Here is an 11078-nt window from a genome sequence, read left to right as displayed (position 1 = left end):
CGGGGGGGCGACCCAGGCCGCGGGGGCCGGGTGCGCGCCCCGGGCGCGGCGGCCCGCGTCGGGCGGGGAGCCGGGGGGGGGGGGGGCGGGGGCGGGGCCCCGCCCCCCACGCCGGTCGCCGGTGAGGGCGCCGGGCCGGTTACTCCCCGCCCTTTTGGACGAACGACCGAACGAAATCCTCGGCATTGGCCTCGAGGACGTCATCGATCTCGTCGAGGACGTCGTCCACGTCGTCGCTGAGCTTCTCCTGTCGCTCCTTGAGGTCCTCGGAGCCCTGCGCCTCCTGGGCCTGCTCCTCGGCCTCCTCGGTGGAGCGCGTCGCCTTCTGCTGTCCGCCGCCGGTGTCCTTGGTCGCCATATAGCTCACCCCGCTCGGTTCGAAGCACTTGATCAGACCCTACCTACGAGGTCCGACATTGGCCCGGTACTTGTCTCAACGTCCGGAGGTCATCGGAATGATTCCCCACCGGCGGCCCTTTCAGCCGCCCTGCAGCACCCGGACCAGCTCTTCCGCCGTACGGCAGCGGTCCAGGAGTGCCTTGACGTGGTCGCGGGTGCCCCGCAGCGGCTCCATCGTGGGGACCCGCTGCAGCGAGTCATGGCCCGGCAGGTCGAAGATGACCGAGTCCCAGGAGGCCGCTGCCACGTCGTCCGCGTACTGCTCCAGGCAGCGACCGCGGAAATACGCCCTGGTGTCCTCCGGAGGCGCTGTACGGGCCTTCTCGACCTCGTTCTCGTCCAGCAGGCGCTTCATCCTGCCCCGGGCCACCAGGCGGTTGTAGAGGCCCTTCTCGGGCCGTACGTCGGCGTACTGCAGGTCCACCAGGTGCAGGCGGGGCGCGTCCCAGTCCAGGCTGTCGCGGCGGCGGTAGCCCTCCATGAGCTCCCGCTTGGCGATCCAGTCCAGCTCGCGGGACAGGCTCATCGGATCGTTCTCCAGCCGGTTGAGCGTGTCCTCCCAGCGGATCAGGATGTCCTTGGTCTGCTCGTCGGCATCCGCCCCGTACCGCTCCTCGACGTACTTGCGGCCCAGCTCGAAGTACTCCATCTGGAGCTGGACAGCGGTGAGTGTCCGGCCGCTGCGCAGAGTGATCAGCTGCTGGAGGTCCGGGTCGTGGGAGACCTGGTGGAGGGTGCGCACGGGCTGGTCGACGGCCAGGTCGACATTGATGAAGCCGTCCTCGATCATGGAGAGGACCAGCGAGGTGGTGCCCAGCTTGAGGTAGGTGGAGATCTCCGAGAGGTTCGCGTCCCCGATGATCACATGGAGCCGGCGGTACTTCTCGGCGTCGGAGTGGGGCTCGTCGCGCGTGTTGATGATGGGGCGCTTGAGGGTGGTCTCCAGGCCGACCTCGACCTCGAAGTAGTCGGCGCGCTGGCTGATCTGGAACCCGTGCTCGTGGCCGTCCTGGCCGATTCCGACCCGTCCCGCACCGGTGACGACCTGGCGCGAGACGAAGAACGGCGTCAGATGGCGCACGATGTCGGAGAACGGGGTCTCGCGCTTCATCAGGTAGTTCTCGTGCGTGCCGTACGAGGCGCCCTTGTTGTCGGTGTTGTTCTTGTACAGATGGATCGGCTGGGCGCCGGGCAGCTGGCCCGCGCGCTCGGCGGCCTCGGCCATGATCCGTTCGCCGGCCTTGTCCCAGAGGACCGCGTCCCTGGGACTGGTGATCTCCGGCGAGCTGTACTCGGGGTGCGCGTGGTCGACGTAGAGCCGCGCGCCGTTGGTGAGGATGACATTGGCCAGGCCGATGTCCTCATCGGTGAGCTGGCTGGAGTCGGCGGTCTCGCGGGCGAGGTCGAAGCCTCGCGCGTCGCGCAGCGGGTTCTCCTCCTCGAAGTCCCAGCGGGCGCGGCGCGCCCGGTGCATCGCCGCCGCGTAGGCGTTGACGATCTGGGACGAGGTGAGCATGGCATTGGCGTTGGGGTGACCTGGCACGGAGATCCCGTACTCGGTCTCGATGCCCATTACTCGCCGTACGGTCATGCGGCCCTCCTTGCCCGGCGGCGCTCCCTTCCGGGGCGACGCTCAAGTACCGCTGCTTTTCCGGTGCGTGCGCGGTTTGCCCGTTCCCGCACTGCGCGACCGGGCGGTACGCCAGAGCCTAGAGCGCCTCTGTGCCGGTGGGGAGATCAATTACGTCATTACTGCGGTGTCGTGAGAGCTGTCCGGAAAGCAACCGGCTGCGGATGCCCGGCCGGGCATCCGCAGCCGGTCTGCGTTCTAGAGGTACTGCCCGGTATTCGCCACCGTGTCGATGGAGCGACCGGTGTCGGCGCCCTGCTTTCCGGTGACGAGTGTGCGGATGAAGACGATCCGCTCACCCTTCTTGCCGGAGATCCTGGCCCAGTCGTCCGGGTTGGTGGTGTTCGGCAGGTCCTCGTTCTCCTTGAACTCGTCCACACAGGCCTGGAGGAGATGGGAGACGCGCAGGCCCTTCTGGCCCTGCTCGAGGAAGGCCTTGATGGCCATCTTCTTGGCCCGGTCGACGATGTTCTGGATCATCGCGCCGGAGTTGAAGTCCTTGAAGTACAGGACTTCCTTGTCGCCGTTGGCGTACGTGACTTCGAGGAAGCGGTTCTCCTCGGACTCGGTGTACATCCGCTCGACGACCGACTGGATCATCGCGTGGGCCGCGGCCTCCTTGGAGCCGGTGTGCTCGGCCAGATCGTCCGCGTGCAGGGGCAGCGAGGGCGTGAGGTACTTCGCGAAGATGTCCTTCGCGGCCTCGGCGTCGGGACGCTCGATCTTGATCTTCACATCGAGGCGGCCGGGGCGCAGGATCGCGGGGTCGATCATGTCCTCGCGGTTGGAGGCGCCGATGACGATGACGTTCTCCAGGCCCTCCACACCGTCGATCTCGGCGAGCAGCTGGGGGACGATGGTGTTCTCCACGTCCGAGCTGACACCGGATCCGCGGGTGCGGAAGAGGGACTCCATCTCGTCGAAGAAGACGATGACGGGGGTACCCTCACTCGCCTTCTCGCGGGCACGCTGGAAGACCAGGCGGATGTGGCGCTCGGTCTCACCGACGTACTTGTTGAGGAGCTCCGGACCCTTGATGTTGAGGAAGTAGCTCTTCCCGGCCGGCTGGCCGGTGACTTCGGCGACCTTCTTGGCAAGGGAGTTGGCCACGGCCTTGGCGATGAGCGTCTTGCCGCAGCCGGGCGGACCGTAGAGCAGGATGCCCTTCGGCGGCCGGAGCTCGTGTTCCTTGAAGAGGTCGGGGTGGAGGTAGGGGAGCTCGACCGCGTCGCGGATCAGCTCGATCTGGTCGCCCAGGCCACCGATCTTGTTGTAGTCGATGTCCGGGACTTCTTCGAGGACGAGCTCTTCGACCTCGCTCTTGGGAACGACTTCGTAGACGTAGCCGGACCTGGGTTCGAGCAGCAGGGCGTCGCCGGGACGGATGGTGATGTCCAGCAATGGCTCGGCGAGCCGCACCACCCGTTCCTCGTCGGTGTGCCCGACCACCAGGGCTCGTTCGCCGTCCTCAAGGATCTCCTTGAGGGTGACGATGTCCCCGGCCCGCTCGAATTCCATGGCGTCGACCACGTTGAGCGCTTCGTTGAGCATGACTTCCTGGCCGCGCCGGAGGTCTTCGAGCTCAACGCTGGGACTGATGTTCACCCGGAGCTTGCGGCCCCCGGTGAAGATGTCGCAGGTGCCGTCCTCGTTCGCCTGCAGGAACACACCGAAGCCGGCCGGCGGCTGTGCGAGCCGGTCGACCTCCTCCTTGAGGGCCACGATCTGGTCGCGGGCCTCGCGGAGTGTGCCGGCGAGCCGCTCGTTCTGCGCGGACACGCCTGCGAGGTTGGTCTGCAACTCAACAATCCGCTCTTCGAGAATCCTCGTATGACGCGGAGAGTCGGCGAGCTTACGTCGCAGGACGGCGATTTCCTGCTCGAGATAGGCGACCTGGCCGGCTGGGTCATCGGACCCCCGCCCGGGCCGGATGCCGCGGTTGATGTCGTCGTCGTGGGCTGCCACGGTCCTCACCTCCTCCAAGGGGAGCTGGACGCTTCCTGACCCTACCTGGGTGGGTGAAGATTGAAACCCCTAGATCACAAAGACTGTGGGGCGTGTCCGATCTTCACCCTTGCGCTCTCTCCCTCGTGTCAGGTGAATACCCACCCTTCAACCTCCGAAAGCGGCCGGTTGTATCGTCGAAGTGTTCAACACCCGTCAGGGCTGGCTTTTTTTGGTTCGGATACGCAGGAACGGCAGGAGAAATGACCGTGCAGCAGGACGCTCCCACCGGTAGCGGGACTCAGGATCTGGAGGTCTGGATCGACCAGGACCTCTGCACGGGGGACGGCATCTGCGTGCAGTACGCGCCGGAGGTGTTCGAGCTGGACATCGACGGGCTCGCCTATGTGAAGAGCGATCAGGACGAGCTCCTCCAGGACAAGGGCGCGACCACGCGGGTCCCGTTGCCGATCCTCCAGGACGTGGTCGACTCGGCCAAGGAGTGCCCGGGCGACTGCATTCATGTACGCCGCGTCTCGGACGGGGTCGAGGTCTTCGGTCCCGAGGCGGCCTGAGAACGGCCGGGGCGGGACGGCCGGCGGTCAGACGCCGGCGCCCGCCGGCTCCTGCGGCCGGCTGCTGCGCACGAAGGCGCCGTTGCGCCACTGCCAGGTGACCGTCTCCAGCTCGTCCGGGCAGCAGGAGGGCACCGAGGGCGAGGAGTAGCCGAGGAGCGTGGCGGAGATGACGCCGTCACGCACCGCGAAGTCGCCGACGCTCATCTTCTGGACGGGGTCCACCAGGGTCGCCACGATCCGCGGTGCGGCCCCGTTTCCCTGTGTGAGGACGTAGACGCCGCTGGGCGGGGTGCCTGATCCGGCCGCGCAGTGGACCACCGCGACGGTTTCCGGACGGCCGTCGCCGTCGAGGTCGCCGGGGGCCTTCTTGGCCACGGTGTGGCCTGCTCCGCCGCATTCGAGGGGGAAGTCCGCACGGGCCGGGTCTGGCGCGACGGCAGGGGCCGCGCCGTGCTGCGCCACGGTGCGGTGAGGCGTGGTGGAGGCCGAGGCGCGCGCGTCGGGCTGGAGCAGACCGGCTGCCGCGACGACGGCGGCCATGGCTGCTGCCGTGGCGAGCCAGTGCATCGGCGTGGTGTCGGTGTGCGCGAGGTCCGGGAGCGCGGAGGTCTGCACGCGGGATGTCTCCTGTGGTTCCTGTGGTGCGGAATGCCCGGAAGGCAGTGCCGTCGGCGGGACGTCGGCGGCGGGGTGGGGGTGGCCAGCATCGTGCCACACCTCACACGGCAGTGGAACGGTGGGGTCGCCACGGATCCCGCTGCGCGTTCACCGCGCACTCCCGGGCAACGAGAAGGCGCCGCCGCCGGGTTCCCGGGTCGGTCCGGGAACCCGGCGGCGGCGCCGGTACGTCGGGATGCGCGGCGAAGGCGCCGCTCGTGGACCGGACCGGCGGGCGGTCCGGTCCACGGGTGGTCTCAGTCGCGGGCGGCGGAGCCGCTCTGGCTGCCCGGGCCCGTGTAGTCCTCGCCGTAGGCGCCCTTGGAGGGACGGCGGCGGCGCGGCGGGGGCTGGACTCCGTCGGCCAGCCGGCGGGCGGTGACGAGGAATCCGGTGTGGCCGATCATGCGGTGGTCCGGGCGCACGGCGAGACCCTCGACGTGCCAGTTGCGGATCATCGACTCCCAGGGCTGCGGTTCGGCGAAGCAGCCGATCTCGCGGATGGACTCGACCGTCCGCGAGAGCTGGGTGGTGGTCGCCACGTACGCGCAGAGGATGCCGCCGGGGACGAGCGCCTTGGAGACGACGTCCAGGCACTCCCAGGGCGCGAGCATGTCCAGGACGACGCGGTCCACGTCGGTTTCCGTCAGGTTGTCCTGGAGGTCGCCGACGGTGAGCTGCCAGGCGGGGTGCGGGCTGCCGAAGTAGCGCTCGACGTTCTGCTGGGCGATCTCGGCGAAGTCCTCGCGGCGCTCGTAGGAGTGCAGCATGCCCTGCTCGCCGATGGCACGGAGCAGGAAGGTCGACAGTGCGCCGGATCCGACGCCGGCTTCCACGACGCGGGCGCCGGGGAAGATGTCGCCGAAGGCCAGGATCTGCCCCGCGTCCTTGGGGTAGACCACGGCGGCGCCGCGGGGCATGGACAGGACGTAGTCGGGGAGCAGGGGGCGCAGCGCCAGGTAGACGACGTTTCCCGTGGTACGGACAACACTGCCCTCGGGAGCACCGATCAGCTCGTCGTGCGAGAAAGAACCCTTGTGGGTGTGGAAGTTCTTTCCGGCTTCGAGCGTGAAGGTGTAGTGGCGTCCCTTGGGATCCGTGAGCTGGACCTGGTCCCCGACCTTGAAGGGCCCACGTCGGCGGGCGGCACCGGTCGGTTCAGACATGTGACCAGCGTACCGGTGTTTCCGGGGGCTCCGACCGCCCGCCCGGGCGAGGGCGGGGCCGTCAGGCGGCGGGGCGGGCCATGGCGGCGACGAACGCACGCTCGACGTCGGCGGTGGAGAGCACTCCGTAGATCTCGCCGGTGTCCTCGACGACGAGGTACTCGGTGGCGGGGCTGGCCTTGAGACGGTCCAGGAGGGCCTCTCCGGCCAGTTCGGCGGAGACCTTCATGCCGTCGGTGAGGTCCTGGGCGAGCCCGCTGACGGCGACCCAGGGGCGGCGGTGCTCGGGGACGGCGACGATGGCGGCCTCCCGGACGACGGCCTGGGGTTCGCCGGTCGCGTCGACGACGACGAGGGCGCGGGCTCCTGCCTCGTTGGCCCGGCGCAGGGCCTCGGAGAGGGGGGTGGCGGCCTCGACCGGGACGGCGCGCCGGGTGAGGGTGCGGGCGCGCAGGTCGGGGAGGTGTTCGCGGAGCCGGGCCATGCGCAGGCTGTTGCCCGCGCCGGTCCAGATGATGGCGGCGAGGATCGCGGCGAGCAGGGCGTCGGTGACGGTGTCCATGCCGCTGATCTCGCGGTCGCCGCTCCCGAGGATCTCGGTGTGCGTGAGGAGCGGCAGCCCGATGAGGGTGATGACGGCGAGGGCGCGGCCGACCCACGCAGCGGCGACGGTGCCGCTCATCGGGCGGCCGGTGATCTTCCACACGACGGCGCGGAGCATCCGGCCGCCGTCGAGCGGGAGGCCCGGCAGGAGGTTGAACGCGGCGACGATGAGGTTGGAGATCATCAGTCCGCCGAGCAGCACGCCGGGCACGGTGCCGGCTTCGACGAACTTCATCGGGACGTAGAAGACGCCCGCCAGGACCAGGGAGAGCAGCGGCCCGACGAAGGCGAGGACGAATTCGCGGCCGGGGGTCTCGGTCTCCTTCTCGATCTCGGAGACGCCGCCGAAGAACTGGAGCTGGATGCGGCGGACCGGGAGCTTGTAGCGCAGGGCGGCGACCGTGTGGGCGAGCTCGTGGACGAGCACGGAGGCGTAGAAGGCGATCGCGAAGAAGAGGGCGACCAAGTAGCGCGCCGCGCCGAGGTCGGGAAGGACGCGGTCGAGCTGGCCGCCGAAGACCCAGGTGATCAGGGCTGCCACGACGAACCAGCTGGGCGCCACGTAGACGGGCACTCCGAAGGGACGGCCCATGAGGATGCCGCCGCCCGGCTCTTCCCTGCGTCCCGGTGCGCCCTTGTCGGGGCCGTCGCCGGGGCCCTTACCCCCTGGGCCGGGCTGCGGCCGCCCGCTGTCGCCGCTCTCGTCCACGAGGTCCCTTCGGTCGGTGCCGTTTCGGCACGATCATGCAGTGTTCGAGGGTCTGTGGTCGATGGTATGCCGATCGGTGTCAGTGGCGGGTCGTAGGGTCTTCGTCATGACCTCTGCGCCCCGGCCGCCTCAGCCACCCTCGTCCCTTTCGCCGTCGCGGGCGAGCGATTTCATGCAGTGCCCCCTGCTGTACCGCTTCCGGGTCATCGACAAGCTGCCGCAGAAGCCCAGTGAGGCTGCTACCCGGGGCACGTTGGTGCATGCGGTCCTGGAACGGCTCTTCGACAACCCCGCGGCGGAGCGCACGCCGGGCCGGGCCACGTCGCTGATCCCGGCCCAGTGGGACCGGCTGCTGGAGTCGAAGCCGGAGCTGTCGGAGCTGTTCGCGGAGGATCCGGAGGGCGAGCGGCTCGCGCGGTGGCTGTCGGAGGCGGAGCGGCTGGTGGAGCGCTGGTTCTCGCTGGAGGATCCGACGCGTCTGGAGCCGGCCGAGCGGGAGATGTTCGTCGAGACGGAGCTGGAGTCGGGTCTGCGGCTGCGCGGGGTGATCGACCGGATCGACGTGGCGCCGACGGGCGAGGTCCGGATCGTGGACTACAAGACGGGCAAGGCGCCCCGTCCGGAGTACGCGGAGGGCGCGCTCTTCCAGATGAAGTTCTACGCGCTGGTGATCTGGCGGCTCAAGGGTGTGGTGCCGCGCCGCCTCCAGCTGGTCTATCTGGGCAGCGGCGACGTGATGACGTACGACCCGGTGGTGGCGGACCTGGAGCGGGTGGAGCGCAAGCTGCTGGCGCTGTGGGACGCGATCTCGCTGGCGACGGAGACGGGTGAGTGGCGGCCGCGGCCGACGAAGCTGTGCGGCTGGTGCGACCATCAGGCGCTCTGTCCCGAATTCGGTGGGACTCCCCCGGTGTATCCGCTGTCGGTGCGCCCGGCGGAATCGACGCAGGATGTCCAGGGCAGAATGGACCCGGCCCGGGCTGACACCGGCCGGCCCGGTGCCCTTGAAGGACATTGAGGAGATCCCGTGGCAATCCGCGTCCTACTGGTCGACGACCAACCGCTGCTGCGCACCGGCTTCCGGATGATTCTGGAGGCGGAGGGCGACCTCGCGGTGGTGGGTGAGGCCGGTGACGGCCTCCAGGCGCTCGACCAGGTGCGGGCGCTGCAGCCCGATGTGGTGCTGATGGACATCCGGATGCCGCGGATGGACGGCGTCGAGGCGACGCGCCAGATCACCGGCCCCGGCCGGGACGGCCCGGCGAAGGTGCTGGTGCTGACGACGTTCGATCTCGATGAGTACGTGGTGGAGGCGCTGCGCGCCGGCGCCAGCGGCTTCCTGCTGAAGGACGCCCCGGCCAATGAGCTGGTGCAGGCGATCCGGGTGGTCGCCGGTGGCGAGGCGATGCTCGCGCCGAGCATCACGCGCCGGCTGCTCGACAAGTACGCGGACCATCTGCCGTCCGGCGAGGAGCCGGTCCCGGACACCCTGCACACGCTCACGGACCGTGAGGTGGAGGTCCTGAAGCTGGTGGCACGCGGTCTGTCGAACGCGGAGATCGCCGCGGATCTGTTCGTCAGCGAGACCACGGTCAAGACGCATGTGGGGCACGTGCTGACGAAGCTGGGGCTGCGCGACCGGGTGCAGGCCGCGGTGTACGCGTACGAGAGCGGGCTGGTGCGCCCCGGCGCCCAGTGACCCTTCGGGGGGACCGGCGCCGGGGCGGCATCGGGCGTCAGCCGCGGCCGAGCTCCCACAGCTGGAGGTCGGCGGAGGAGTTGACCGCCCACTCGACACCGGTGAGGCCCTCGCGGGAGGCGACGTACTGCTTGCCCTGCCAGACCGGGAGGACGGGCACGTCCTCGGCGACGATGTCCTGGAGCTGCTGGAAGGTGCGGGTGGCGGCGCTGCGGTCGTCCTCGCGGCGGGACTGCGGGATGAGAGTCTCCTGGGCCACGGCCGACCGGTAGGGCGAGTTGAGGAAGTTGTCCTTGTCGAGGAACGGCGCCGTGTAGTTGTCCGGGTCCGGGAAGTCGGGGAACCAGCCCATGCCGTACGCGGCGTAGTCGCCGCGCACCTCGGCCGGGCGGTACTTCGCCCAGGGGGTGCCTTCGACGGAGATGTCGAACAGCCCGGTGTCGTTGAACTGCTTCTTCAGTGTCCGGAACTCGGCGGCGGTGGCCTCGCCGTAGTGGTCGGTCGTGTAGTGGAGGGTGAACTTCACCGGTGTGCGGATCCCGGCGTCCTTCAGGATGGCGGCGGCCTTGGTGGTGCTGGGCTCGCCGTACTTGTTGAAGAACGAGTTGGTGTGCCCGGTGATGCTGGACGGGATCAGTGAGTACAGCGGCTCGGCCGTCGTCCCGTAGACCTCGCTCGCGATCTGACCGCGGTCGATGACCTGGGCCATGGCCTGGCGGACCGCCTTGTTCTTCACGGCGGGGTCCTCGGTGTCGAAGCCGAGGTAGCTGATCGCGAGGCCGGGCATCTCGGTGAGCTTGATGTCTTCCTTGGGCTTCTCCAGCATGCCCTGGGCCTGCTCGGGCGACATCGTGCGGGTCATCATGTCGATCTTCTTCTCGTCGAGCGCCTTGCCCATCGCGGTGGCGTCGGGGAAGAGATCGAGTTCGACCTTGTCGTTCATCACCTTCAGGTCGCCCTTGTAACGAGGGTTCTTGGTGAAGACGACTTTCACGACCTGATCGTTCTTCACTTCGGGCTTCATGGTGTACGGGCCGGAGCCGTCCACCTGGAAACCGCTGCGCGCGGACGTCGCCGGGTATTTGGCTTTCTGGACAATTCCGGCGGGCGGCGTGGAGAGCTTGTAGGGGAACGTCGCGTCGGGGGTCCGGAGATGGAATACGACTTCGCGATCGCCCTTGGTCTCGACGGTGTCGATGTTGTTGAGCAGGGCCATCGGTCCGTTGGTGGACTTGATCCGGATGACGCGGTCGACTGAGTACTTGACGTCCTCGGCGGTGACCGCGGAGCCGTCGGCGAATTCGAGTCCCTCGCGCAGCTTGCAGCGGTAGCTCTCGTTCGCCGTGTCCGTGAACGTGCAGCTCTCGGCCGCCTCGGGCACCGGCAGGCCGCCGCCCCGGGGGACATGCATGAGGGTCTGGACCGTCTGCCGCAGCACGTTCCAGACGCCTGCCTCGTAGCCGATGGCCGGGTCCAGGGGTGCCGGGGCTTCCTGGGAGGCGACGAACTGGTCCGTAGTGCCGACAACGATGGCGCCGTTGCCACCGCTCCCGCCGTCCGACGCGCCGCAGGCGGCGAGTACGGGCGCGAGCAGGCCGACGACGGCCGGCAGCACCAGAGTCTTGCGGTTCATCGTGGACGTTCTCCCTCATGCGGTCATGGAGAAAACGACAGTAGTAGCCGCCGTCGGTGG

At 68.9% G+C, this 11078-nt stretch carries 10 protein-coding genes; 3 read left to right on the top strand and 7 right to left on the bottom strand.

Annotation, left to right across the window (positions count from 1 at the left end; translation table 11 throughout):
- Positions 1-139 precede the first annotated feature (139 nt).
- From ACIQMX_RS26395 to arc, 3 genes are all read right to left on the bottom strand, one after another.
- Positions 140-358, bottom strand: a complete 219-nt coding sequence (locus ACIQMX_RS26395) for a ubiquitin-like protein Pup (protein WP_219568968.1) — start codon at positions 356-358, stop codon at positions 140-142.
- 120 nt (positions 359-478) lie between these two features.
- Positions 479-1990 carry a depupylase/deamidase Dop gene (gene dop / locus ACIQMX_RS26390; RefSeq protein WP_363077204.1) on the bottom strand — a complete coding sequence of 504 codons (1512 nt, stop codon included), beginning with the start codon at positions 1988-1990 and terminating at the stop codon, positions 479-481.
- Between the two features lie 237 nt (positions 1991-2227).
- Positions 2228-3994 carry a proteasome ATPase gene (gene arc, locus ACIQMX_RS26385; protein WP_363077206.1) on the bottom strand — a complete coding sequence of 589 codons (1767 nt, stop codon included), beginning with the start codon at positions 3992-3994 and terminating at the stop codon, positions 2228-2230.
- A 242-nt stretch (positions 3995-4236) separates the two neighbouring features.
- Here arc and ACIQMX_RS26380 point away from each other — a divergent pair, with 242 nt between their 5' ends.
- A complete protein-coding gene (locus ACIQMX_RS26380; protein ID WP_363077208.1) occupies positions 4237-4548 on the top strand; it encodes a ferredoxin in 312 nt (103 codons plus the stop codon).
- A gap of 27 nt (positions 4549-4575) precedes the next feature.
- Here the strand turns inward: ACIQMX_RS26380 and ACIQMX_RS26375 are convergent, their stop codons facing one another.
- The 3 genes from ACIQMX_RS26375 to ACIQMX_RS26365 form a co-directional block, all read right to left on the bottom strand.
- Entirely contained in the window at positions 4576-5166 is a 591-nt protein-coding gene (locus tag ACIQMX_RS26375; RefSeq protein WP_363077210.1) for a hypothetical protein, read from the bottom strand.
- 299 nt (positions 5167-5465) lie between these two features.
- Positions 5466-6374 carry a tRNA (adenine-N1)-methyltransferase gene (locus tag ACIQMX_RS26370; RefSeq protein ID WP_363078276.1) on the bottom strand — a complete coding sequence of 303 codons (909 nt, stop codon included), beginning with the start codon at positions 6372-6374 and terminating at the stop codon, positions 5466-5468.
- A gap of 61 nt (positions 6375-6435) precedes the next feature.
- Complete coding sequence (locus ACIQMX_RS26365) at positions 6436-7686, bottom strand: site-2 protease family protein (protein ID WP_363078278.1); 1251 nt, start codon at positions 7684-7686, stop codon at positions 6436-6438.
- A 172-nt stretch (positions 7687-7858) separates the two neighbouring features.
- Between ACIQMX_RS26365 and ACIQMX_RS26360 the strand changes: the two genes are divergently transcribed.
- Complete coding sequence (locus ACIQMX_RS26360) at positions 7859-8704, top strand: PD-(D/E)XK nuclease family protein (protein WP_363078324.1); 846 nt, start codon at positions 7859-7861, stop codon at positions 8702-8704.
- Between the two features lie 9 nt (positions 8705-8713).
- Positions 8714-9385, top strand: coding sequence for a response regulator transcription factor (locus ACIQMX_RS26355; RefSeq protein WP_148016141.1), 672 nt, complete (start codon positions 8714-8716; stop codon positions 9383-9385).
- Between the two features lie 37 nt (positions 9386-9422).
- On the opposite strand, the gene ACIQMX_RS26350 is transcribed toward ACIQMX_RS26355, so the two are convergent.
- A complete protein-coding gene (locus ACIQMX_RS26350; protein ID WP_363078280.1) occupies positions 9423-11018 on the bottom strand; it encodes an ABC transporter substrate-binding protein in 1596 nt (531 codons plus the stop codon).
- Positions 11019-11078: the final 60 nt, after the last annotated feature.

This window comes from Streptomyces sp. NPDC091416 (genome assembly GCF_044756845.1).
GTDB lineage: Bacteria > Actinomycetota > Actinomycetes > Streptomycetales > Streptomycetaceae > Streptomyces.
This window is presented reverse-complemented; position numbering and strand designations above follow the sequence as displayed.

Bases quoted from the DNA above. Each gene is read 5' to 3' on its own strand.
- ACIQMX_RS26395 (WP_219568968.1), bottom strand. From the start codon at position 358: ATGGCGACCAAGGACACCGGCGGCGGACAGCAGAAGGCGACGCGCTCC.
- dop (WP_363077204.1), bottom strand. From the start codon at position 1,990: ATGACCGTACGGCGAGTAATGGGCATCGAGACCGAGTACGGGATCTCC.
- ACIQMX_RS26380 (WP_363077208.1), top strand. From the start codon at position 4,237: ATGACCGTGCAGCAGGACGCTCCCACCGGTAGCGGGACTCAGGATCTG.
- ACIQMX_RS26370 (WP_363078276.1), bottom strand. From the start codon at position 6,374: ATGTCTGAACCGACCGGTGCCGCCCGCCGACGTGGGCCCTTCAAGGTC.
- ACIQMX_RS26360 (WP_363078324.1), top strand. From the start codon at position 7,859: ATGCAGTGCCCCCTGCTGTACCGCTTCCGGGTCATCGACAAGCTGCCG.
- ACIQMX_RS26350 (WP_363078280.1), bottom strand. From the start codon at position 11,018: ATGAACCGCAAGACTCTGGTGCTGCCGGCCGTCGTCGGCCTGCTCGCG.